Source organism: Sphingobacterium kitahiroshimense (assembly GCF_025961315.1).
In the GTDB taxonomy this organism is placed as follows: Bacteria; Bacteroidota; Bacteroidia; order Sphingobacteriales; family Sphingobacteriaceae; genus Sphingobacterium; species Sphingobacterium anhuiense.
The window spans coordinates 4,916,868-4,941,800 of the sequence record NZ_JAOQNK010000001.1 but is presented as its reverse complement, the minus strand read 5'-3'; the positions used below and the strand labels follow the sequence as shown (position 1 = coordinate 4,941,800).

The following is a 24,933-nucleotide window of genomic DNA, read 5'->3' as shown; positions in this document are numbered from 1 at the left end:
TAAGGACCAAAATTAAAAGGCTTATGAAAGTTACAATAGTTGGTGCAGGAGCAGTTGGAGCGACAACTGCAGATAATTTAATTAGAAGAGAGGTTGCTGAAGAAATCATCCTTTTAGATATCAAGGAAGGGTTTGCTGAAGGTAAGGCACAAGATATGTCACAGACTGCTGCTTTATTGGGATTCGACTCAAAAATAATAGGTGTAACGAATGATTACAGTGCAACCGCAGGCTCCACTGTAGCAGTTATTACTTCAGGAATTCCGAGAAAACCGGGCATGACCAGAGAAGAACTAATCGGCACTAATGCAAATATTGTTAAAACAGTAGTTGATAATTTGATCAAACATTCTCCTGAGGTCATTATTATTATTGTTTCAAATCCAATGGATACCATGACATATTTGGCTTTAAAAAGCTCTGGTCTTCCAAAAAATAGAATCATAGGTATGGGGGGAACATTGGATTCTGCACGATTTAAATATCAGCTAAGTCAAAAATTAAACGCTTCTGCAAGTGACCTTAATGCAATTGTTGTCGGCGGTCACGGCGATACGACTATGATTCCTCTGATCAAACATGCCACATGGAATAGTATTCCTGTAACTGATTTTTTAACAGAGGAGGAGCAAGAAGAAATTATTCAGAAAACAATGGTAGGCGGTGCAACTTTGACATCCTTAATCGGAACCTCTGCATGGTATGCTCCTGGGGCAGCGACTGCAGCTGTCGTTGAAAGTATCGTTAGAAATCAAAACAAGCTTTTCACAGCAAGTGTATTTTTGGATGGAGAATTTGGATTATCGGATATCAATTTAGGTGTTCCAGTCATCATCAATAAAAATGGATGGGATAAAATTGTACCTTTGAAGCTTTCGGAAGAGGAAAAGCAAAAACTACACAAAAGTGCGGATGCTGTTCGAAACATGAATAATGTACTAAAAGATATTAACGTTTTATAAAAATAATATGCAACTCTTTATTAAAAATATGGTCTGCAATAGATGTAAGATGGCTGTAGAAAATATATTTAAAGAGTTGCATATCCCTTATCATGATCTACAACTAGGTGTTGTTACGTTGGACCATTCACTACAACCGGAACAACGAAAGAAAGTGAAGGAAAATCTGCATGCTATTGGTTTTGAATTAATCGATGATAGAAACACGCGTCTTATTGAAAAAATAAAATTGCTGATCATCGATTATACACGCTGTCCTTATAACTATCTGAATAAAAATTTATCAGATATATTAAGTGATCATTTACATGTTGAATACAGCTCTTTAAGTGCCCTCTTCTCTTCTGTAGCAAGTATCAGTATTGAAAAATATGCTATCTTCCAAAAAATAGAATATATTAAGGAGTTATTAATTTACGATGAACTTTCATTAGCTGAAATCGCTGAAAAGCTTAATTATTCAAGCACTGCATATCTCAGCAATCAATTCAAAAAAAACACAGGTTTAACACCAACGCAGTTTAAAAATTTAAATAATCCTACCGCTTTACGGCAAACTTTAGATCAAGTGCATTAATCTATCTAAATAAAGATACTTTAACTTTCATGAAGCACATATTTTTTCTATGTTTGGAATATGGCAATCATCCCCTTACAGATTTTACAATTACAGGAGCAAGGCACTCATATTTTAATAGAGGTCACTTTATACGAAACTACCCATTTAATGGTTTTAGATACTGGAGCTTCAAAGACTGTTTTTGATAAAAACCAATTAGAAAAAATTCACACAGACCAATTCCAATTAGAAAGTACCGATACGCTTTCAACAGGTTTAGGCACGAATAACATGGAAAGTTTTTTGATTCATATTCCTCTTTTTAAAATCCATGATTGGAAAATAAAAAATTATAGGGCTGCAGTTCTTGACCTCAGTTCTATTAACTATGCTTACGAACAGATGAATCTACGTCCTGTGATCGGAGTGATCGGAGGAGATATTTTAGCTCCTTATGGCGCAGTGATTGATTACAAAAAGAAAACGCTTAAATTACTCAAGAGAAAGTTAAAACTTAAAGAGCCTTTTATGAATATGCAGACGTAAATATAAATAATAAGATAAAGCAATCAAAACACCTGCACCGCCCATAAAGTATAAGACACTACGCAATCCGAAATAGCTTGCTAAAGCCCCTATAAGCAAACTACCTATAGGGAAAACACCTTGAAACGCCATTACATAATAAGAAATTGCTCGTGCTCTATAGATCGGCATCGCATGCGTCTGTATATACGTATTAATACTGGAGTTCTGCATCATCATAGCGAAAGAAACGATCGCCGTATATAAGAGAGCAAGAACTAAAACAGATGAATGCCCGAGTAAAAACAAGGCAGCTCCCATTAACAATGCTGCGCCCATTACTTGGTAGCGCATATTAGTCCCCGATTTTAGCCGTGCCATATTAATAGCACCTATCATTGCCCCAAGACCAGCTGCACTTTCAAACCATGAAAATGTACCTGCATCGCCATTAAACATTTCTTTTGCTACAGCAGGTAATAAAGAAGTATATGGAATCACTAATAAGCTAGAAAAAGTCATCACTATAATAAGCGAAAAAATATGGGGCGATCTTTTCAAATAATAAAACCCTTCGACCAATCCCTGCCAATTACTTCCTTTGCTTAAGCTTGCTGTACTTTCTGTGACATTCATCATCCATAAAGTAATCAAAACAGGGATAAAACTCAGAAAATTACTGCTGAAACACATCATTTCACCGTATGTACTCAATAATATACCACCAATAGCCGGACCAACCATACGCGCGGCATTAAATATAGAAGAATTTAGTGCTATTGCATTAGGCAGATCTTTTCTATTATCCACTAAGTGTACCATCAACGATTGTCTTCCTAACACATCGAAAGCGTTGATTACTCCTTGTGCAAATCCCAAAATAGATAACCACAATACTGTTTCCATCTTCAGGTACACTAATAGTGTTAAGATTCCTGCTTGAATCATTAGACCTATTTGTGTAATAAAAACAAGCTTATACTTTTTATGTTTATCGACAAAACTTCCAATAAATGGAGATAATACCAAAGAAGGAAGCAGGGAGATGAAAGATACAAAACCTAACCAGAAAACAGAATCTGTTAACTTATATACTAACCAACTTATAGCAACACGTTGCATCCAAGTGCCCATCAATGAGATTGCCTGGCCAATTATATGTAATCTAAAATTTGGATACTGAAGCGAACGAAATATCTGCATATCAATGAATAATAGAAGTAAATGAAAGGAATGATCTAAAATGAACAGTAATGACTAAGCAATATTTGTGCAGTAATTTCATTTCTGCACAAGATTAGTGAATTTTAATCGATAACTTTGCCACTTAATGGTAAATAAACCAAACAATTAACAATCAATTCAATACAAGATGAAATTTTTTATTGACACAGCAAACTTAGAACAAATCAAAGAAGCACAAGATTTAGGTGTATTAGACGGGGTAACAACAAACCCAAGTTTAATGGCTAAAGAAGGAATCAGTGGTGACGAGAATGTAATCAATCATTACAAAGCGATCTGTGCTATCGTAGATGGCGATGTAAGTGCGGAGGTAATTTCTACAAACTACGAAGAAATGATCAAAGAAGGAGAAGCACTTGCAAAGTTAGATGACAAGATTGTTGTTAAAGTTCCTATGATCAAAGATGGTATCAAGGCAATTAAATATTTCAGCAAAAAAGGAATCAAAACAAATTGTACTTTGGTTTTCTCTGCAGGTCAGGCACTCCTAGCTGCAAAAGCTGGAGCTACTTATGTTTCACCTTTCATTGGTCGTTTAGATGACATTTCTACAGATGGTTTAGGACTTATCGAAGAAATCCGTTTAATCTATGATAACTACAGTTTCCCAACACAGATCTTAGCCGCTTCGGTACGTAACAGTGCACACATTTTAGGTTGTGCTAAGATTGGAGCTGATGTGATGACGGGTCCTTTATCTGCAATCACAGCTTTATTAAAACACCCTTTAACAGATAGTGGTCTTGCTACTTTCTTAGCTGACCACGCGAAGGCAGCAGGGAAATAAAATCGATATAAAACGACTTTAAAGAAACGGTCAGAAACGAGTATGAATAACTTGTTTCTGACCGCTTTTTTATATTAGAATAATGATGTATTTTTGTATTATGAGTAAAGAGCAACAACAGGAAAAAACAGTACATGAGCGTGTCGATTTTACAACTTTACTAAAACAATATCAGCTTAAGGTTACACAGCCTAGACTGCGAACTTTGGAAGTTATATCGACTAAGAAATCAGCCATTTCACAACCAGAGCTCGAAAAATTAATCGGTAAAGAAATTGATCGTGTCACCCTCTATCGCGTTTTAGCTTCATTTGAGGAGAAGGGAATATTGCATAAAATTTTTGATCTAAATGGTACAGCTACTTACGCCCTCTGTTCGACCAACTGCTCCGAGCACAATCATCATGACCAACATGTGCACTTCATCTGCAGAAGCTGTAACTCCGTATTTTGTATGGATGAAATCACACTTCCCTCCTTCAACATTCCTGAAGGTTACAAACTTGAAGCTGTAGCTATAAATGCCCTGGGTCTATGCGATCAATGTCAGGAAAAATAATAAAAAAACAAAATTTTACTGAATTCAAAGGAAGGTACCAGTATTTCTAAAAACCTTTACTTTGCACACGCTTCTACTAAATCCTGATGCTAAGATTCTTTCTTAATCATCAACTAAAATTCAGCAAAAAGAAATCTAAATAATTGATACAATACACTTTATTAAATTTTAATAAATAAGAATTTGATAAAAACACATTTAGCAAAATATTAAAAATCGAGCAGAACCTGAAAGTATATTGTTTATCAACATCACAAATAATGATTCATTAAGCTATTTAATACTCACTATACTGGTTATCAAAATATTAAATAAGCTAAATAGAATTAAAAATACACTTAATTCTATAACAAAAACAAAGAACATTTAGATATCCACAATTTCGGATTAATATTTGTATATTGTATGTGATAAGACATCGGGAATAGCCTAAATAGCAATGGTATTATATTGCAAACTACAGTAGCCTTCTCCCCCACTTACAACACGATAAAAGTAAATAAAAACGTATGACGACAAAAAAAGAAAACCCGTACCAAGAGGTTTTAACACAGCTCATCATCGACATCTTCGAGAAGTCAAACAACAAGCCACTCAACTATAAACAAGTCGCATCAAAGCTGAACGTTCACGATTCAGATTCCAAAATAGCAATCGCCAACATTCTGACTGACCATCCGAAAAACAGCCCTTTTTTAGAGGTTGAGAAGGGTAAATTCAAACTTCGTCAACTTAAAGTTTACGTGACGGGAAAAGTCGATATGACTGCTGAAGGATCGGCTTATATTATACCTCAAGACGAATTTGAGAATGATATCTTTGTAGCACCTCGAAAATTACGTCAAGCACTGCATGGAGATATTGTTAAAGTACATACTTTTGAAAAGAGCAGAGGCCGTAAAAAAGAAGGAGAAGTTGTTGAAATTATACAGCGTGCAAAAACAGATTTCACAGGTATTATCAATCTTTCTCAAAACTTTGCATTCTTTATTGCAGACGATAGAAAGATGTTGCATGATATTTTTATACCGCTTGATAATCTTGAGGGTGCTAAGGATGGAGAAAAGGTTGTAGTCTCTATTATTGAATGGCCACAAGGTGCAAAAAATCCGATTGGCAAAGTCAAGACTATTTTAGGTAAAAAAGGAGAAAACAACACGGAAATGAATGCTATATTGGCAGACTACGGATTTCCATTAAAGTTTCCTAAAAAAGTTGAAGAAGAGGCAAATGCTTTACCAGAAACCTGCTCTCAGGATGAAATTGCAAAACGTAGGGATTTCAGGGCAATCACCACATTTACAATTGATCCTGCTGATGCAAAAGATTTCGACGATGCAATTTCTTTTCAGCAATTAGAAAATGGGAATTATGAAATCGGAGTCCATATTGCCGATGTTTCGCACTATGTTATTCCAGAGACTGAACTGGACAAAGAAGCTTACGAAAGAGGTACTTCAGTATATCTTGTCGATAGGGTAATCCCCATGCTTCCAGAGCGACTTTCCAATGGTGTGTGTTCATTACGACCACATGAGGATAAACTTTGTTTTTCGGCGGTCTTTGAGCTTGATGAAAAGGCAAATGTTGTAGAGCAATGGTTCGGAAGAACTATCATTCATTCTGATCGACGCTTTTCTTACGAAGAAGCTCAAGAAGTTATTGAAACAAAAACAGGAGATTTTGCTTCAGAGATACTAAAACTAAATGAACTTGCTTATATTCTTCGTGAGCGCAAATTTAAAAATGGTGCAATCGCATTTGAAAGTGAAGAAGTAAAATTCACGTTGGATGAGAACGGTAAACCAACGGGTGTCTATACCAAAGTAAGAAAAGATGCGCATAAACTCATTGAAGATTTCATGCTTTTAGCCAATAGAAAAGTTGCTGAATACATTGGAAAACAAGGAAAAGGAAAAAATAAATTACCATTTGTTTATCGTTTTCACGATGTCCCCAATCCAGAGACATTAACTACATTTTCTCAATTTGCTGCTCGATTCGGGCATAAGTTAACGATCAAATCTGACAAAGAAACTGCAAAATCTCTCAATGCTTTAATGACTAAAATTGAAGGCAGTAAAGAACAAAATATGTTAACATCCTTGGCAATTCGTTCGATGGCAAAAGCGATCTATACGACTAAAGGAACAAGTCATTATGGTCTTTCATTTGATTATTATACGCACTTCACTTCACCTATTCGCCGATATCCAGATGTAATGGTACATAGATTATTAGCATACTATTTAAGTGGAGGTGATAAAATCAATGCCGATCATTATGAAAAAATGTGTGAGCACACTTCACAAATGGAGAAGAAGGCAGCAGAAGCCGAACGTGCTTCAATTAAATATAAACAAGCTGAATTTTTACAGGAACAAATTGGGACTGAATATACAGGAATTATCTCTGGTGTAACTGAATGGGGTATGTACGTAGAAATTGAAACCAACAAATGTGAAGGTATGGTTAGATTACGAGACATTAACGACGACTTTTATGTATTAGACGAAAAGAACTTTGCAATCATAGGTCAACGCAAGAAAAAGAAATATCAATTAGGTGACGAAGTACAGATCAAAGTTAAAAAGGTTGATCTTGATAAACGTCAAATCGATTTTACTTTAATCAGTTAAGTTATATTAAAATACAATGGACGCCTCCAATCAAGTAAAACACTTTTTTGGGGGCTTTTCATTTCAAAGAGAAACTAACCATCCAAATGTCTTAACATCTCATCTGTAAAATGCTCAATATGCCTAGTCTGCGTAAATTTAACAGCATTAAAAACTTCTGATTCGCCTTTCGGGATGGATAATGACTTCCAATTATTCCCTTTCATCATTTTTCCCAACATAACAATTTGTCCTACATGATAGGGATAATGAGCCAATTGTCGATTAATTGCTTCTACGACTGTATGGCCCTGATTACGGATATAAATTAGCTTTCCTAGATCTTCAAATTCCAAACACTTCAAGGTGTTAAATAAATTGTCCCATGCTTCATTCCACTCCCGAAACAACCTATTCTTGTCCTGATCCACCAATTCAAACTCTGCATCACGATTTCTCCATTCTTTTTCACCATCAGAAGTAAGAAAATCTGTAAAACGAGACTTCATATTACCGGATATATGCTGAATAAGTACAGCTACACTATTACTTTCATCATTGTAGCGCCAAAATAACTGGCTATCACTTAACTGATTCAAAGTACTATCAACTAAATGCTTATAATACAAAAACAATTTTTGAACATCCTCTAAATAATTCATAACAATCTGATTTACAAAATAAAATAATCTCTCATACACCTTCCAATTATTCTTAAATCTAAGTAGAAAAATTCACTTTTTTTTAGGTAAAACACAAAAATTGACATTCAATTGAAAAAAACATAGCCATCATTAATAGTATATTTTAAAAAACCATTCGTTTTCCTTGCTCCGGAAAAATAAAATTAACTTTATAAGAATTATTTTCCAGCAATTGCCGTTTAATCGTGTCAACATTATCGGAAACAGGCTTCATATGGGTAACAATAACATTTAAACCTTGTACCATATCTATTCCGGTAAAACTTGCTAGCTTTCCCAATTCCTCGTTTAAAAGTTGAGGTGTTAAATGTCCAAAAAGTGATTTTTCTGGTTGAGCATTAGGAAATGAAACTTCAATCATTAAAGCTTTCAATCGTCGTGATTTAATTATGGGTGCTATAGATTGCCATAAATTTTCAAGATTTGTGACCTTTTCCACACGGTCTGCTCCTGTATCTCCTAGGTATACGATAGAACTGTCGCCTATAGTTACTAAAACTGCTGAACTCTTCATCGGGTTCACATGGCTTAAATCAAAAGCCTGAATAGTCATTCCGGTATTTGTTACCGTATCGATCTGACCAATTTTTAAACGTTTATATTGATATTTCCGTATGGGTAAATCACCTTCATTAGCAAAATTAGCCCATGTATCGTTTATAAAATAATGCGCTTTCAATACATCTATCATTGCTGCTGTTGCGTAAATATTTTTTGCAGCATCTGAGGGAGAATTGATTATCATCCCTGCCAGATGATCAAGATGTCCGTGCGAGATGAAGTACCCTTTGATATAATCTCGCAATACCCTGCCTGCTGGAACCTCAAATGTTTTTAAGGTTATCGCTTTTCGAATTCCAGCATTTATAGTACCGGCATCTAGCGCTAAATACGCATTTGCCTTATACTTACCAATCAAGTATGAAGATAGATTATCTTCATGATCTCCTCCATAAACTCCCAACGGCACTACTTCAAATGTCTGACTATATACTTTAGAACACAACAGAGTCAGCGTAAGCAGGATGATTTTTTTCATATTTATATTTTCGATTTTGATAAACGATACAAAAATATCATAAAAACATGAACGCAATTTCATGTTTTTATGATATTGTCTAAAAAATAAAATGGAACAAAATTTCATGTTTTTATGATATTTTCTAAAAAATAAAATGGAACAAAATTTAATAGGTGAAATAAATTATTTTGTTCAGATTTGCAGTTTACAAGTTACTTTAAAAATGAAATTTAGAAATGATATAGGGGCATTACGTGCTTTAGCGGTACTGGCAGTAATTTTTTTTCATTTCAAAGTACCCTATTTTGACGGTGGCTTTAGTGGTGTGGATATTTTTTTCGTCATCTCTGGCTACTTAATGACCCGAATTATTTTAAAGAGCTTTGAGAATAGCAACTTTTCTTTTAAGCAATTCTACACTAAACGTATAACACGCATTATTCCTGCACTTTTGTTTCTTCTTGTAGGTGTGTCTATTATTGGGAGTTTTATATTACTTCCAAAAGACTTACAACAACTTGGAAATAATGCAATTTTCAGCATAATCTTTAGTTCCAATATTGAATATTATTTAAATAGTGGGTATTTTGATGTTGCCTCTCAAAATAACATCCTTTTGCACACATGGTCATTATCGGTCGAATGGCAATTTTACCTTTTATACCCTGCCCTCTTATTCCCTTTTAAAAGTCTTTACTCGAACAATAAAATAAGGTTTGTTAGCTTTTTCATCTTTTTGATTATCCTGTCATTAGGTCTGAACTTATATTTCAATAATACAGATCAATCCTTCAGTTTTTATATGTTCCCTACTCGGGCATGGGAAATGTTAATTGGTGGACTTGCATTTTTAGGAGAGTCTTATACTCAGAAATCGATATCCAAGCTCTTTAGAAAAGTAGTTGCAATTACGGGATACGCTATTTTAATTGTTAGCATCTATTTATTTAACGAAAAAAATATAAGCTGGCCTTCCTATTATACACTTATTCCTGTCATTGCGACCTTTGGTATCATTATAGCACAGTGCGATTTCAATTTTTTATCCATTAAACCAATACAATGGGTAGCGAAACTATCCTATTCTTTATATCTATGGCATTGGCCAATTTATGTGTTCGCCATTTATCTCGGATTGAATCAACCTTTTATTATCATTCCCATCCTCGCACTATCTTTACTCTGTGCAAGTATTTCCTATTATTTCATCGAGGCCAATAAGAAATTTGATAAACTACCATTTACAATAACTGCTAGTACCGCTGTTGCGCTGCTAACAGGAATTATGATGATATTTCCTTATAATCGATTACAAATAAACACAGAAATTGATTACCTGACCAACTATAACACCAATTACAGAAAAAACAGACTTGCGTCACAATTCAGAAAAGGCACATGCCATCTGGATATAGACAATACATTTAAGCAATATAATTTTGAAAGCTGTGCCACCATCATTCCAAACAAAAAGAATATTCTTTTATTAGGGGATAGTCATGCGGGTGTTTTCGGACAGAGTTTAAAAGAGCAATTAGAAAAACAAAATATCAATCTTTTACAAGCAACCGTATCCACCACTTATCCACTTTTGGACACCAAAGGGCCAAAGGCATCTTGCGAACTGATCGACTATATGTATCAAAAATTTATACCAGAAAATACGAAAAAAATTGATGAAGTGATACTTGTTGGTTTTTGGGGCTCACAACAATATCCAGATGAAACCTTAAAAATAAAACTTCAGCAAGTAATTCAATATTTCAAAGAAAATGGTATTCCGCTTAAAATGATCGGACAGACCCCTAGTTATTCTATCATCTTTCCAAATATTTTGGCTCTACAGATAAAAAATAAAAGTGTAAAAGAAGAAAACTACGTTGAATCCCGATCTGCACACATCAACACTTATCTAAAAACCTTTATTCCAGAAGATATTTACATTGATATTTACAATTTACCTGAAATAATTAAATACAATGGTCAAGATCCCTACATGCATGATGACGATCATTTATCGAAATATGGAGCTGATCAAGTTGTTCGTTACTTATTACAAAAAAAACTAATCTAACAGCTAACTCTAAGATTTTCAAGCAAAATGTGGAAAACTAATTGACTGGACATTTCGATTTAACAATAAAATGGTTATCTTTGCGAACTTATAATAATTTAAGAATAAAATTAAATAACAAAATCAGGTAAATGCCTACTATTCAACAATTAGTTAGAAAAGGTAGAGTAGCTCTGGTTGACAAGAGTAAGTCACCAGCGTTGGACTCATGTCCACAGCGAAGAGGTGTATGTACACGTGTATATACTACTACCCCTAAAAAACCAAACTCAGCAATGCGTAAAGTAGCTCGTGTACGTTTAACAAACGGTAAAGAGGTTAACGCTTACATCCCAGGAGAAGGTCACAATTTACAAGAGCACTCAATCGTTTTGATTCGTGGTGGTCGTGTTAAAGATTTACCAGGTGTACGTTACCACATTATCCGTGGTGCATTAGATACTTCAGGTGTAGCAGGTCGTAACCAACGTCGTTCTAAATACGGAACTAAACGTCCTAAACCAGGACAAGCAGCGGCTGCGCCAGCAAAAGGTAAAAAGAAATAATTAAACGGAGGAAAGAAAAATGAGAAAATCAAAACCAAAAAAGAGAATCATTTTACCTGATCCAAAGTTTAACGACACTCAGGTAACACGCTTTGTAAACAATATGATGTACGATGGTAAAAAATCTACAGCATACGAAATTTTTTACAATGCAATTGAATTAGTAGAGCAAAAAACTAGCGAAAGCGGTTTAGAAGCTTGGAAAAAAGCTTTAAACAACGTTATGCCAGCTGTAGAGGTTAAATCTCGTCGTGTTGGTGGTGCTAACTTCCAAGTTCCTATGGAAGTTCGTCCTGAGCGTAAAATTGCTTTGGGTATGAAATGGTTAATTTCATATTCACGCAGACGTGGTGAGAAAACAATGTTTGAAAAATTAGCAGGAGAAATCATTTCAGCTTCTAAAGGTGAAGGTGCTGCTGTTAAGAAGAAAGAAGATACGCACAAAATGGCTGAAGCTAACAAAGCGTTCTCACACTTCAGATTCTAGTTTTGAACTTACACACAAAAATATGATTACACCGATCTTTGGTAAACGTTCATTCTTTTATCAGGATCGGTGTACTTATTTAGACAGAAAAATATTTAGCTCCATCTGGGCTAATGCTTAAAAATATTATGGCAAGAGATTTAAAATTCACTAGAAATATTGGTATCGCTGCTCACATCGATGCTGGTAAAACAACTACAACTGAGCGTATTCTTTACTACTCAGGTGTTAATCATAAACTTGGTGAAGTGCACGAAGGTGCTTCAACAATGGACTGGATGGAGCAAGAGGCTGAGCGTGGTATCACGATTACTTCTGCAGCTACTACAGTTTTCTGGCAGTACCGTGGTAACAAATACCAAGTAAACGTTATCGATACTCCAGGTCACGTAGATTTTACGGTTGAAGTAAATCGTTCATTACGTGTATTAGACGGATTAGTATTCTTATTTTCTGCAGTTGATGGTGTTGAGCCTCAATCAGAAACTAACTGGAGATTAGCTGATAACTATGCCGTTCCACGTATCGGTTTCGTTAACAAAATGGACCGTTCTGGTGCTGATTTCTTAAAAGTTGTTGGTCAAGTAAAATCAATGTTAGGTTCTGAAGCTGTAGCTTTACAATTACCTATCGGTGCTGAAGATACTTTCACTGGTGTTGTTGATTTAATTAACAACCGTGGTATTGTTTGGAACGAGCATGATAAAGGTATGACGTTTACAGAAGTTCCTATTCCAGAAGATATGTTGGAAGAGGTTGCTGAATACCGTGAGCGCTTATTAGAAGCTGTTGCTGGTTATGATGAGTCTTTGATGGAAAAATTCTTCGAAGATCCTAATTCATTAACTGAGCGTGAAATCTTAAATGCTTTACGTGCAGCAGTATTGGATAACTCTATCGTTCCTATGGTTTGTGGTTCATCTTTCAAAAACAAAGGTGTTCAAACTATGTTGGATTTAGTAATGGAATTATTGCCTTCTCCAATGGATTCAGAAGGTGTTAAAGGTACTCATCCAGATACAGGTGAAGAATTATTACGTAAACCAGATGTTAACGAGCCTTTCGCAGCATTAGGTTTCAAAATTGCAACTGACCCTTTCGTAGGTCGTTTGTGTTTCATCCGTGCTTATTCAGGTAAGTTAGATGCAGGTTCTTATGTATTGAACACTCGTTCAGGTAACAAAGAGCGTATTTCTCGTATCTTCCAAATGCACGCTAACAAACAAAACCCTATCCCTTTCATCGAGGCTGGTGATATTGGTGCTGTTGTTGGTTTCAAAGACATCAAAACTGGTGATACTTTATGTGATGAAAAACACCCTATCGTGTTAGAGTCAATGAACTTCCCAGAGCCAGTTATCGGATTAGCGATTGAGCCTAAAACTCAAGCTGACATCGATAGATTAGGTATTGGTCTTGGTAAATTAGCTGAAGAAGATCCTACATTCGTAGTAAAAACTGACGAAGAAACTGGTCAAACAGTTATCTCTGGTATGGGTGAGCTTCACTTAGAGATCTTGATCGATCGTTTGAAACGTGAGTTCAAAGTTGAGGTTAACCAAGGTGCTCCTCAAGTATCATACAAAGAGTCTATCAATGGAACTACAGAACACCGTGAGGTATTCAAAAAACAATCAGGTGGTCGTGGTAAATTTGCGGACATTAAAGTTGTTATTTCTCCAGCTGATGCTGACTACGATTTAACTAAATCTCCTCTTCAATTCGTAAATGAAATTGTTGGTGGTAAAATTCCAAAAGAATTTATCCCTTCAGTTCAAAAAGGATTTGAAACTTCAATGAAAAATGGTGTATTAGCAGGATTCCCATTATCAGGAATGAAAGTTCGTTTGATTGATGGTTCATTCCACGCTGTCGATTCAGATTCATTATCATTTGAATTAGCTGCTCGTTCAGCATACCGTGAAGCATTGCCAAAATGTTCTCCTGTTTTAATGGAACCAATTATGAAAATAGAGGTTTTAACACCAGAAGAAAACATGGGTGATGTAATGGGTGACTTAAACCGTCGTCGTGGTTTGATGCAAGGTTTAGATAGCCGTAATGGTGCTCAAGTAATTAAAGCATTAGTTCCACTTTCGGAAATGTTTGGTTACGTAACACAATTGCGTACTATCACTTCAGGTCGTGCCACTTCTACTATGGAATTTGATCACTTCGAAGAAGCTCCACGTAACGTAACTGAAGAAGTTGTTGCAAAAGCAAAAGGTAAATTAAAAGGAGAATAATCCTTTCTAATATAAAGTAAACCGATCTCCTGTTGATAATAGCTCTAACAGGAGATCATTTTAAACAAAAACAAAAATGAGCCAAAGAATCAGAATCAAATTGAAATCATACGATTACAATTTAGTTGACAAATCAGCTGAGAAAATCGTAAAAACAGTAAAACCTACAGGTGCAGTTGTTAGTGGTCCTATTCCATTACCTACTGAGAAAAAAATCTATACAGTTTTACGTTCTCCACACGTTAACAAAAAAGCGCGTGAGCAATTCCAATTATGTTCATACAAGAGATTGTTAGATATTTATTCATCTAACTCTAAAACTGTTGATGCATTGATGAAACTTGAATTACCTTCAGGTGTTGAAGTAGAAATCAAAGTGTGATAGAATTGCACTGATTGAAAACAAGAAAGGCTTCCAATGTTAAATTAGAAGCCTTTTTTATATGCTGCTTTTTACTACTTATGGCGCCCTGTAATGAATAATTTATATAATTCCTAACTAGGGTGTGACTTGAAGAAAAAACAAGCTTTAAGCTCAAATACAGTATTTAAATCACAATGACTTTTAAGTCAATTCCAAATCATGGCTTTACGCTGAAATACTCCAAAAAAACTAATTTACTGCTTCTTCTTAGAACTTATTGTATTACGTATAGTGGAATAAGTATCTCCTTTATGATCTTCTTCTCCAAGCAAGTAACCCCATGGCTTCAATTCTTTTACACGGTCCATCACAATTTTGCAGATAGCCAATATAGGAATTGCTAAGAACATACCTGAAATCCCCCATATCAACTCTCCTACGATTATTGCCATCATCGCAAATAAAGAATTTACTTTTACTTTTGAGCCAACTACCTTTGGAACAATAAAATTACTATCGATAAGATGTATAATAATAAGTGCTCCAGTCACAATCAGTACATGTGTAAAGGAGGTCGTCGCAAAAGTAAGTAGTGCAATTACTAACATAGACTTGAAAATCCCAATATAGGGAAGCACATTAAACACGCCCGTGATAATAGCTAACAGTAAACTATATTTCACTCCAATGATACTCAAAGCTGCAAATACCAATGTAGAAACGATCAGCATCTGTAGCAATAAACCAATCAAATATTTTTTCACTACATACTGCACTTGGCCAACGACATCCATAACGATATTGTGGTGTTCTTGATGATTTAACAATAACAGAAATCGCACGATGTGACTACGATAGATAAGTAGAAAGAAAGTATAAAGGAAAGTAAACACAAAAAGTATCAACAGAGAAGATAAAGATAACAAAGCTGTTCCCAGTAAGAGCGTACCGCTATCAAGTGACTTAGTTGCCGTCTTATTAAGGATATCCATTTGTTCATTATGCATAACGCCAAAGCGATCCGTAACCCAGATCTGCACATTATGAAATCCCACTAATATTTGTTCCTTAAAAGCTGGCCAATCTTCCTTAATCATCGATAATTGTGAAGCAAGCATGTAAAATCCAAATCCTAAAAGGCCAAAGAAAAGTAGAACGGTAATAATTCCAGCAAGAGTGCGAGGAAATTTCAATTTTCTCTCAAAAAAATTACTTACGGGAACGAGCAACAACGCTAAAAGCAGACCCAGTATAAAGGGGACTAATATTGTATCCCCTATCTTTGCGAGATAACCTAAAATAACAATGGAAATTAGCGTACAAGCTAATTTGACGTAAAATGGTAAGCCCAGAAATTTTATCATAGTATCATCTAATTGTAATTGTCAAACAATACAACTAATGTAAAGTTTTAGTTGACAATAAAAAACCCCTGCTCAAAAAGCAAGGGTTTAATTTTAAAAGATTTAATTACAATCTTAATTCTTTTAATTAAATTCCGAATCCGAGGCCTATTGACCAAACTCGATTTTTAACATCCCCATTAAACGTTTTTGCTCCAGCAATATTAGTTAAACCTAAACCGTAGCCAGCATTGATCGATAATCCACTACCCAACTGATATCCTGCTAAAAAATTCACACCGAAGTCTGTACCTTTAAGGGTTTCATCTTTACCAAATTTGAAATCATCGCTAATGGAGGTTGTTCCGCTACCGGATTTAGCTTCATATTTATTTTTTCCGCTTAGACCAAATGATACATATGGACCAGCTCCAACGAAGAATTTACCTTCACCAACTGTTGGAAATTTCAACACAAAATTCACAGGTACTTCTAACCACATTGTATTTTGTTTCAATTCATATGTATTGCCATTAAGTTTAACATCTGCAAACTTAGCTCCTTTTCCTTGTAAAGAAACTCCTGGTTGTATATAAAAGTTGCTCGTAACGGGTGCATCTAAATAACCAGTAACATGAAAATTAACAGTGGATTTTGAATCAGAAAGGTCACTTCCTCCGTAACTGTAAGAAGGAAGATTGACACCTGCTTTAATTCCGTATCCTAATCCTCCTTGTGCATATGCACCAACAGAAAGTAATACTGCTGCAGTAGTTGATAATAATAATTTTTTCATCGCTCTATTATGTTATTAGTGTTTTCACAAACAATGCAAGTTACACGCCAAATGGATAAACCACTAATATTCAGATATATATTAAAAAAACAAAAGTCAAGATTACTGTACAATAAAATAGACAAGGACCTGTTTCTTGCTACAGTCTTTCTGAAACGAGGAGTATCAAAAAAAAACATAAAAAACAAAACAGCTTGATAATGATTATTTTAAAAAATAATTGCACAATAGTCTTTTTTAATCCAAATATTAATTTTACTTTTGCATTCCCCTAGGGGAACAAATAGGGTCGGATGGCCGAGTGGCTAGGCTGAGGTCTGCAAAACCTCCTACAGCGGTTCGAATCCGCTTCCGACCTCGTTTTATTGAACAATAAAAAAATTTATCAAAATGGGAGTTACACGTTTAAAAAGAAAAGATAGAAGAAATAAAACTACTTCACGTGTTGAAGTTCAGTTCTTAAGTTTAGGTAGTAATGTTGAACTTGGTTCAAGATCTAAAATGAAGAAATCAAATCAAATCGTTAAAAACGATGCTATCTTAAACCAATTAGTTTTAGAAGCTAAATAGGTTAAAAAATATTAAGAACAATAGCGTTGTAAATTACAACGCTATTGTTTTTTAAGGATGTCTACCAATTGGTGGACTTTTTCTTTTGATGTACGATAGATCGGTTCATTCATACCTTCCACTTCACTTCTATCATAAGACATTTGTGAAAAAACTGTTTCTTTCGCGGAACTATGTATAGCAGTCGCTCCAGTTGTCTTTAAGATCATTTCAATATTATTACTATCCACTCCTGCACCAGGCATAATAACAATTTTTCCTTCCGCAGATTTGACCAATTCTTTAAGTAATTCAACTCCATCCACTGCTTTATTCTGCAATCCTGAGGTCAATAAACGATCAATTCCCAATTCGATTAAAATAGCTAACGAAGACAGTGGATCGGCGCACTTATCAAATGCGCGATGAAAAGTTACATGCATCGGTCTTGCAGCATCGACAAGGGCTTTCGTTCGTTCAATATCAACTGTTGCATCGTTCTTCATTACTCCTATCACCACACCATCACAGCCAGCCTCTTTACAAAACTGTACATCAGCCAACATCTCATCAAATTCCAAATCGGAATAAACAAAATCACCTCCTCTTGGACGTATGAGGACATGTATGCCAATATCGATCAACTTTCTTGCTTGAACAATCTGACCGTAAGAAGGAGTGATACCGCCATTTTCCAAATTTTGACAAAATTCGATCCGCGTAGCCCCACCTTGCGCAGCATACAATGCAGATTGAGGTGAATTGGAACAAATTTCCAATTGATACCCGTTTATAGTGATTTCTTTTCCCATTAATTTAATATACAATAATCTTTTCTGAAGTTTTCGAATAAAAAGGGAGAAAGATCAATTTGAACCTTCTCCCTTCTATATTAAGTACAAAATCCCAATTATACTCAACCATTAGGTAGATGTAGAGTCCTGTAAAAGCCTCTAATCTTATTTACTTAACAAAGGTACAATAAACTAATAATATACACTAAAACTTCTTTAAACTGGGTGTATGCGTGATATAAAAAGCTCAATGCAAAGCAAAAAAACTTTATTTCGTTTTTTTTGTTTTACACTATTGTAATTTAAAATGATCAAAATTTTAATTATATTCATACAAAAAGGGGTATTATGTCAATCGTATCAAAAGATTTTGAAATTCAAGAAAATCTCATTGTACTCATTGAAGATCTTGAAAGCACGATTTATGATCTTAATCATCGGCTTGCTGGTTACAGCCAGCTCTATAATAAGGCACGTAACCAAACGAATGACTCTAGCGTAGCGTATGAAGAAATTGCAGATCAAATTGGTGAAAAGCATCATATTTTGTATCACAAGATGAAATCGCTTAATCATTTGCTCGAAATAATTAATGACTATCGTGACAGCAATGGTATTTTTCAGGACCATAATGATCTAATAATACAAATACAGGATATTATGCTTACTCATGCTGAAAAAGAGTCTTATGAGGAAGCTGCGACTATCAAAAAATGGTATGACCGACTCTATTCAGCTGTCGACGTTAAGTAAAGCTCCTTGAACTTTATTTGTAGTCTGTTAATCTTACTTTTGTACCTTTGCAAAAAGATTTACATGAAAAAACCCCCTGTACAAATAGATTTACATGCTGAAGCCTTTCTATACGACTGGCAGGATTATACACCAGATGAATTAGCTAATGAGTCTCTCATCTACATGCGCGATATGTTGGATGCTGCAATATATTGGGATATGCCTGAAATAAAATTTGTACATGGAAAAGGTAAAGGAATTCTGAAAAAAATGGTCTATGATGAACTGATGATTTATAAAAATCAAAGAGCAATTTCCCATTTTCATCCTGCTTATCATAATGATGATATTGTCGTAGTTGTTATTGGACTTTAATTCCTAAGTCTTTCCTAATTTCAAAATTAACTTTGTTAGCTAATTAAAAGATATGAAAATATTACTAATCGAAGATGAAGTTGCCTTGAGCCAGGTTATCATGCAATCTTTAGAAGCTGAAAAATACCTTGTTGAACAAGCTTTTGATTACAATAGCGCATTAGAGAAAATATCAATTTATTCATATGATTGTATTTTACTCGATATCATGTTACCCGGAGGTTCTGGATTGCAACTCTTAGAAAAGATTAAAGAAATTGGAAAAGAAGAATCGATCATCATCCTGTCGGCCAAAGATTCTGTAGACGATAAAGTAAAAGGTTTAGAGCTAGGTGCTGATGACTATTTAGCCAAACCTTTTCATTTGGCAGAATTACATGCACGGATCAAATCGATTATTCGCCGAAAGAATCAACATGGTGATGATATCATTACGTATAAAAATATTGCAGTAAACACAACAGACAGAAGCATACAGATTAACAACAAACCTGTGATTCTCAATCGAAAGGAGTTTGATTTACTCTATTATTTTATTATCAGGCCAACTAAGCTTATTCAAAAAAATAGCTTAGCAGAGTCAATTTGGGGTGATCATATTGATCAGGCTGACAGTTTAGACTTTATTTATTCACAAATAAAAAATTTAAGAAAAAAATTAAAAGATAATCATGCTGACATCGATATTCAGGCTGTTTATGGTATAGGATACAAATTGATTTAATGACCCACAAAGCAATAATGGCCAAGATCTAAAAATATATTCACGATTGTTTGAATGGCTTCTAAAACTGGTGAAGTGATCTTTATATTGCCACTAACTGCTAATACCATTATTTAAAACTAAATATTTTAATGAAAAAGTCGCTCAAGAATTACACTATAAGATACATTACAATCATGATTTTGATTGTAATTGCGGTGTGGGCAACATTATTTTATGCATACATCACAGAAGAAGTGTATGATAATGTAGACGACGGCTTAAAGAATCAAAAAATTGAAATTATTCGTGCTGCATACCAAGATGAATCGATTCTAAAAACGGATACATTCGGTATTAATCAGTTTAAAATCACCAAATCTGATGTGCAAGTAAACATGGATGAAAAAAATATTTTCAAAAACGATCTCATATACATGCCATATGATGAGGATATGGAGCCTTATCGAATTTTAAATACTTACTTCTATGGTAAGGACAAACAGCTATATCAACTGGAAATTCGAACTTCAACCGTAGAAGAAGATGAACTAAAATATGATCTGGCAACTGCTTTGATAATACTATACATCTTGATTATTGTGAGTATATTTTTACTCAACACACTTGTATTTCACCGAGCTTTTAAGCCTTTTTATCAAATTCTTGACAAGTTAGAGCGCTATCAGTTTGGGAAAATAAAAACAGCTGTACCGATCAACAGTAATGTTAGAGAATTTATGCTATTGGATACCGAAATCGATAAAATGCTTGATCGCAATGAAAAAATATTCCAGCAACAAAAACTGTTTATTGAAAATGCTTCCCATGAGTTACAGACGCCTTTGGCTATCAGTAGTAATAAACTAGAGTTACTGCTAGAAGATGAACAACTGACAGAACATCATTTAATCACGATCAGTGAAACTAAAGAAGCTTTAGAACGTATGATTAAATTAAATAAGGCATTACTTATGCTATCTCGCATTGAAAACAATCAATTTGATTTTACGCAAACAGTGGATTTTAATAGCGTGATTCGCGAAGCGTGTGAAGAGTTAGCAGACTTGATTGAATTTAGGGGAATCACTTTAGAAGTTCTTGAGCATGGAAAGTTCTCAGCTGATTTCAATGCGGATCTGGTAAAGATATTAATTTCCAATTTACTCCGTAATGCTATCAACTATAATAAATCAAAAGATGGATTTATAAAAATCGATATTCATAAGGATTTCTTTACAATTGCAAATTCAGGCAAAAACACTGCACTACAAGCAGAAAATATTTTTGATCGATTTCACAAAGAAAATACTGCAATCAATTCAAATGGATTAGGTCTTTCTATAGTTAAAACAATCATAGAGACAAACAAGACCATTAGCATAAATTACTCATACTTAAATAATTTTCATATTTTTAAGATACAAAAGCTATAATTCCTAATTCTTTACCAAATTGTATAGGAACTTTGTTATATAAATAAATAGGAGGATATATTATGAAGAAAATTAAAACAATGGCGATCGTTGCTTTAGTAGCATTATCGACAGTTAGCTATGCACAAAAAAAGGTGATTAACAGCAATCAATTACCTGCAAATGCACAAACATTTATTAAAAACAATTTTGCCAGCAATCAGATCACAAGTACAATTGAAGAAAAAGAAAATCTACTTTCAAAAGAATACCAAGTGATTTTAAATAATGGTACAAAAATAGAATTTGATAAATCAGGAGATTGGGAAGAAGTGGATGGTCACCATAACGCTATTCCTTTAAAATTTGTACCAAAATCAATTCAAAATTATGTTACAAAAAGTTTTCCTAATACCCACATTGTAAAAATCAAAAAGTCAAGCCGTAAATTTGAAGTTGAAATTTCAAATGGTCTTGAATTGGAGTTTAATAAAAAAGGGCAGTTTACTAAAATAGATGATTAATAGAATTAAAATATGAAAAAGTTAATTTTAACATTTACGGCGTTAATTACAGTTGCATTCATTTTAGTATCTTGTGACAAAGATGATGATCATCAAGTCCCTGCTACATCTTTACCAGCATCAGCATCCACATTTCTTAACACCTTCTTCAAAGATGTAACTATTCGAAAAGTTGAGAAACAAACTCCTACTGCAACAAATAAAACAGCTTACAGTGTGGAGTTAGCCAATGGAATCGAAGTTGATTTTGATCAAGAAGGTAATTGGAAAGAAGTAGAATCCGACAATGATACTGCTATTCCTACGGGTTTTATCTCAACTACTATAGTCAGCTACGTGGATACAAATTATAAAACTGCACAAATCAGCGCCATCGATAAAGTTACTGCTGGATTTGAAGTTGAACTAACAAATGATATCGATTTATTGTTCGATCCAAGTGGTCAATTTGTAAAAATCATCTTATAAAATTAAAAGCCTCCTTCAGTAGAAAGAGGCTTTTTTATTTGTATTGTTATTATTTCTTAGCCGGTGTGATCTTTATTTTTCTAAATTCTACCGGAGCATGATCTCCTTGTAAATATATAGGTCCTGGTTCACCTTCTTTACTATCTAACGCACCACCTGTTATTCCTGGTATTTCTTGATTATTAATAATCGTCTTACCATTTGCGACAATAGTAACCAATCTTCCAACCAATGTAACTTCATACTTCTGCCATTGATCTGGTCCTAATGTAGCCATTTCATTTGGAGCTAGAAAGCCATAGATACCGCCAAAATAGAGACTTCCTGGATGTTGATCCTTTGGACTGTCTTCAATTTGCAATTCGTATCTTCCTCTTAAATAAATACCAGAATTACCACCGGTTGTATATCGAAATTCTGCTTCTAATTTAAAATCTTCAAATTTTTGATCTGTTACCAAATTAGCACCCGCCTTTGCGTTCGTCAAGATACCCTCTTTTACCGACCAGTTATTCTCGCCACCAATCGTTTTCCAACCTGTCAAATCTTTACCATTAAAAAGCTCAATAGCCTCTCCCCATTGAACAGTTCCTGTACGATTTAAATAAGGTGCTTTTTCACCTGTAAAGTTATAGCTAACACCTTTATTAGTCGTCACGGTCCCTTTAATACCCGTAGCCGTCAATTCACCTGCAATCACAAAATCACCTTCTCCACCTTCCCATTGTGGCGGAATAGCAAATGAAAATTTTCCATCCTCAAGCTTTACATGAGAAACAGGGCGAGCACTGCCACTGTCACCAACATAACTTCCTACCAATGTGTTAAATCCAGATAGTTTTACTTCAATCCAAGATGGTACTACTTTTCCATCTTTATCCACATTCAAATCCCAACGACCGATCAAATCTTTAGCTCTTTCAGGTACGACTTGTTTTGCAGGATTATGTTCTACTTCGGGTTCTTTTTTTTGATCTGCCGTTTGACATGAACTTACACTTGCTCCCAATAAACAAAAGAGAACACTATATTTTAAATGATTTCTTAACATTTTTTAAAGAATTGTAACAAAGATTTAGATTTTTTATTATAGTTATCAAAACGAATATACTAAAAATATCAATTATTGAATCTAGTAACTCCGAATCAACACAAAAAAATTACGAATACAGGCTTGAATATAATAAGAAATACTCTTCCTAAACTAGAAATCGTGCATCTATCACTAAAACAAAAAAATTACGTTACATATAGTTTTTATCAAATGTTAAAATTAATACCACTTTTAGTAAAGATATTTGTATCAGCAATTTATATACGGAAACAATATGAAAACAATACTGAGTACAAAGACAATAATCCGATTAATGACCATCTGGATTATTGTCATCGGTTTAATGGTATTTGACCAACAGATTTTTAAAACAACATTTTCTCCTGTATCGGCAATCACCATATTTATTATTCTTTTGGCTACAATTTTAACCGCTTCATTCGGTGTTGTAAAAGAAGCGGACGAGCTTGCACATAAGTTAGGTGAACCTTTTGGAACACTTATCCTTACACTTTCAATCGTTACGATCGAAGTGGTTTTGATTGCTGCTGTTATGCTTGGTCCTGCAGAATCTCCAACAATCGGAAAGGATTCAATCTTTTCTGTCATGATGATTATCATGAATCTTGTGGTAGGACTTTGCATTTTACTTGGAAGTGCCAAATATAAAGAACAAGAATATAATGCTCAGGGAACACTGTCTTATTTTTCAATGATTGTAATACTTGGAGCAACTTCATTATTACTTCCTAATTTTATTCAAGGAGCAGGCAATGGCGCATTTACGACTTTACAAGCGATATTCATTTCAACTTTAATTATACTTGTATACATCGCATTTCTTTACTATCAATTAAAAGGATATAGTCACTTATACATACAACCGGCAAAAGGAAATCTTGAGATTCAATATCCTAGCCAGATACAAAATTCTGTTAATAAAGATGCCCCAAAATCTCAGGATAAAAAGGAAATATGGATTCGTTCAGCCCTTCTTATTTTAATGATTCTACCAATAGTATTGCTATCACATCAAATGGCAGTGGTGGTTGATTATGGTATTGCTACCGCAAAACTTCCAATAGCATTGGGTGGTATTCTTATTGCTATCATTGTATTTACCCCGGAGTCTATTACAGCGGTTAAAGCAGCTCGTAATAACGAATTTCAAAGAAGTATCAACTTATGTCACGGCGCTTTTGTCTCGACTGTAGGTTTAACGGTTCCCGCTGTACTGCTAGTAGGATTACTAAAAGGAAAATTAGTTCTATTTGGATTAACTGGTACAGAGACTGTTTTATTTACAATGACCCTCTTACTAAGCTTGATCAGCTTTTTAGGGAAAAGGACTACTCCTATTTTAGGTATTATTCATTTGGCTCTATTTGCTCTGTACATGATGCTGGTATTTAATCCATAAGTTTGAATTTCGTCATCTTATCGCCAGATAAAAAAGCGCACCTATGTAGTGCGCTTTTTTT

Annotated in this window: 26 protein-coding genes and 1 tRNA gene; 20 read left to right on the top strand and 7 right to left on the bottom strand. The window is 34.5% G+C overall.

Annotated elements, in window-relative coordinates; genetic code table 11:
- Positions 1-23 precede the first annotated feature (23 nt).
- Genes M2265_RS21475 through M2265_RS21465 form a run of 3 tightly spaced genes read left to right on the top strand, consistent with a single transcriptional unit; the run spans position 24 to position 2,067 of the window.
- Positions 24-962, top strand: a complete 939-nt coding sequence (locus tag M2265_RS21475) for a malate dehydrogenase (RefSeq protein ID WP_132770832.1) — start codon at positions 24-26, stop codon at positions 960-962.
- 49 nt (positions 963-1,011) lie between these two features.
- Positions 1,012-1,539, top strand: coding sequence for a helix-turn-helix domain-containing protein (locus tag M2265_RS21470; RefSeq protein WP_206368423.1), 528 nt, complete (start codon positions 1,012-1,014; stop codon positions 1,537-1,539).
- Between the two features lie 60 nt (positions 1,540-1,599).
- Entirely contained in the window at positions 1,600-2,067 is a 468-nt protein-coding gene (locus M2265_RS21465; RefSeq protein WP_021188476.1) for an aspartyl protease family protein, read from the top strand.
- On the opposite strand, the gene M2265_RS21460 is transcribed toward M2265_RS21465, so the two are convergent.
- A complete protein-coding gene (locus M2265_RS21460) occupies positions 2,029-3,249 on the bottom strand; it encodes an MFS transporter (protein ID WP_132770834.1) in 1,221 nt (406 codons plus the stop codon). The genes M2265_RS21465 and M2265_RS21460 overlap by 39 nt on opposite strands.
- A 169-nt stretch (positions 3,250-3,418) precedes the next feature.
- Here M2265_RS21460 and fsa point away from each other — a divergent pair, with 169 nt between their 5' ends.
- The 3 genes from fsa to rnr all read left to right on the top strand — a co-directional run bounded on the left by fsa (position 3,419) and on the right by rnr (position 7,276).
- Positions 3,419-4,078 carry a fructose-6-phosphate aldolase gene (gene fsa / locus M2265_RS21455; protein ID WP_021188478.1) on the top strand — a complete coding sequence of 220 codons (660 nt, stop codon included), beginning with the start codon at positions 3,419-3,421 and terminating at the stop codon, positions 4,076-4,078.
- Between the two features lie 100 nt (positions 4,079-4,178).
- A complete protein-coding gene (locus M2265_RS21450; RefSeq protein WP_021188479.1) occupies positions 4,179-4,637 on the top strand; it encodes a Fur family transcriptional regulator in 459 nt (152 codons plus the stop codon).
- 509 nt (positions 4,638-5,146) lie between these two features.
- On the top strand, positions 5,147-7,276 hold the full coding sequence (gene rnr / locus M2265_RS21445) for a ribonuclease R (RefSeq protein WP_132770835.1): 2,130 nt from the start codon (positions 5,147-5,149) through the stop codon (positions 7,274-7,276).
- A 74-nt stretch (positions 7,277-7,350) separates the two neighbouring features.
- Here rnr and M2265_RS21440 read toward each other — a convergent pair whose 3' ends face one another.
- Together M2265_RS21440 and M2265_RS21435 are read right to left on the bottom strand one after the other, a co-directional pair.
- Positions 7,351-7,917 carry a DUF1572 family protein gene (locus M2265_RS21440; protein ID WP_021188481.1) on the bottom strand — a complete coding sequence of 189 codons (567 nt, stop codon included), beginning with the start codon at positions 7,915-7,917 and terminating at the stop codon, positions 7,351-7,353.
- A 145-nt stretch (positions 7,918-8,062) separates the two neighbouring features.
- Positions 8,063-8,998, bottom strand: a complete 936-nt coding sequence (locus tag M2265_RS21435) for an MBL fold metallo-hydrolase (protein WP_132770836.1) — start codon at positions 8,996-8,998, stop codon at positions 8,063-8,065.
- 205 nt (positions 8,999-9,203) lie between these two features.
- Here M2265_RS21435 and M2265_RS21430 point away from each other — a divergent pair, with 205 nt between their 5' ends.
- The 5 genes from M2265_RS21430 (at position 9,204) to rpsJ (ending at position 14,714) form a co-directional block, all read left to right on the top strand.
- Entirely contained in the window at positions 9,204-11,054 is a 1,851-nt protein-coding gene (locus M2265_RS21430) for an acyltransferase family protein (RefSeq protein WP_165905920.1), read from the top strand.
- A 131-nt stretch (positions 11,055-11,185) separates the two neighbouring features.
- Entirely contained in the window at positions 11,186-11,599 is a 414-nt protein-coding gene (rpsL, locus tag M2265_RS21425) for a 30S ribosomal protein S12 (RefSeq protein ID WP_002993550.1), read from the top strand.
- A gap of 19 nt (positions 11,600-11,618) precedes the next feature.
- Positions 11,619-12,086, top strand: a complete 468-nt coding sequence (gene rpsG, locus M2265_RS21420) for a 30S ribosomal protein S7 (protein ID WP_021188484.1) — start codon at positions 11,619-11,621, stop codon at positions 12,084-12,086.
- Positions 12,087-12,214: 128 nt separating this feature from the next.
- On the top strand, positions 12,215-14,332 hold the full coding sequence (gene fusA, locus M2265_RS21415; protein WP_031287331.1) for an elongation factor G: 2,118 nt from the start codon (positions 12,215-12,217) through the stop codon (positions 14,330-14,332).
- Between the two features lie 76 nt (positions 14,333-14,408).
- Positions 14,409-14,714 (top strand): 30S ribosomal protein S10, encoded by a 306-nt coding sequence (rpsJ, locus tag M2265_RS21410; RefSeq protein WP_013667229.1) that lies wholly within the window; start codon positions 14,409-14,411, stop codon positions 14,712-14,714.
- A gap of 236 nt (positions 14,715-14,950) precedes the next feature.
- On the opposite strand, the gene M2265_RS21405 is transcribed toward rpsJ, so the two are convergent.
- Both M2265_RS21405 and M2265_RS21400 read right to left on the bottom strand, forming a co-directional pair.
- The gene (locus M2265_RS21405) at positions 14,951-16,060 is read right to left on the bottom strand and encodes an AI-2E family transporter (protein WP_132770838.1); all 1,110 of its coding nucleotides are present in this window, start codon (positions 16,058-16,060) and stop codon (positions 14,951-14,953) included.
- A gap of 127 nt (positions 16,061-16,187) precedes the next feature.
- The gene (locus tag M2265_RS21400; RefSeq protein WP_132770839.1) at positions 16,188-16,835 is read right to left on the bottom strand and encodes a porin family protein; all 648 of its coding nucleotides are present in this window, start codon (positions 16,833-16,835) and stop codon (positions 16,188-16,190) included.
- A 287-nt stretch (positions 16,836-17,122) separates the two neighbouring features.
- Between M2265_RS21400 and M2265_RS21395 the strand changes: the two genes are divergently transcribed.
- Both M2265_RS21395 and M2265_RS21390 read left to right on the top strand, forming a co-directional pair.
- Positions 17,123-17,193 (top strand) — tRNA-Cys (locus tag M2265_RS21395).
- Positions 17,194-17,225: 32 nt separating this feature from the next.
- The gene (locus tag M2265_RS21390) at positions 17,226-17,405 is read left to right on the top strand and encodes a hypothetical protein (RefSeq protein ID WP_021188488.1); all 180 of its coding nucleotides are present in this window, start codon (positions 17,226-17,228) and stop codon (positions 17,403-17,405) included.
- 41 nt (positions 17,406-17,446) lie between these two features.
- Here M2265_RS21390 and M2265_RS21385 read toward each other — a convergent pair whose 3' ends face one another.
- Complete coding sequence (locus M2265_RS21385) at positions 17,447-18,196, bottom strand: copper homeostasis protein CutC (protein WP_132770840.1); 750 nt, start codon at positions 18,194-18,196, stop codon at positions 17,447-17,449.
- 330 nt (positions 18,197-18,526) lie between these two features.
- On the opposite strand from M2265_RS21385, the gene M2265_RS21380 reads away from it, so the two are divergent.
- From M2265_RS21380 to M2265_RS21355, 6 genes are all read left to right on the top strand, one after another.
- Positions 18,527-18,931, top strand: a complete 405-nt coding sequence (locus tag M2265_RS21380; protein ID WP_132770841.1) for a hypothetical protein — start codon at positions 18,527-18,529, stop codon at positions 18,929-18,931.
- Positions 18,932-18,994: 63 nt separating this feature from the next.
- Entirely contained in the window at positions 18,995-19,288 is a 294-nt protein-coding gene (locus M2265_RS21375; protein WP_132770842.1) for a Smr/MutS family protein, read from the top strand.
- Between the two features lie 52 nt (positions 19,289-19,340).
- Complete coding sequence (locus M2265_RS21370) at positions 19,341-20,012, top strand: response regulator transcription factor (RefSeq protein WP_132770843.1); 672 nt, start codon at positions 19,341-19,343, stop codon at positions 20,010-20,012.
- 176 nt (positions 20,013-20,188) lie between these two features.
- On the top strand, positions 20,189-21,427 hold the full coding sequence (locus tag M2265_RS21365) for a sensor histidine kinase (protein ID WP_206368420.1): 1,239 nt from the start codon (positions 20,189-20,191) through the stop codon (positions 21,425-21,427).
- A gap of 62 nt (positions 21,428-21,489) precedes the next feature.
- Positions 21,490-21,930: a PepSY-like domain-containing protein gene (locus tag M2265_RS21360; RefSeq protein WP_206368419.1), complete on the top strand. Its 441-nt coding sequence runs from the start codon at positions 21,490-21,492 to the stop codon at positions 21,928-21,930.
- Positions 21,931-21,942: 12 nt separating this feature from the next.
- On the top strand, positions 21,943-22,398 hold the full coding sequence (locus M2265_RS21355; protein WP_132770845.1) for a PepSY-like domain-containing protein: 456 nt from the start codon (positions 21,943-21,945) through the stop codon (positions 22,396-22,398).
- A gap of 49 nt (positions 22,399-22,447) precedes the next feature.
- On the opposite strand, the gene M2265_RS21350 is transcribed toward M2265_RS21355, so the two are convergent.
- Entirely contained in the window at positions 22,448-23,449 is a 1,002-nt protein-coding gene (locus M2265_RS21350; protein WP_132770846.1) for a DUF1080 domain-containing protein, read from the bottom strand.
- Positions 23,450-23,726: 277 nt separating this feature from the next.
- Here M2265_RS21350 and M2265_RS21345 point away from each other — a divergent pair, with 277 nt between their 5' ends.
- On the top strand, positions 23,727-24,872 hold the full coding sequence (locus M2265_RS21345) for a calcium:proton antiporter (RefSeq protein WP_132770847.1): 1,146 nt from the start codon (positions 23,727-23,729) through the stop codon (positions 24,870-24,872).
- Positions 24,873-24,933 lie beyond the last annotated feature (61 nt).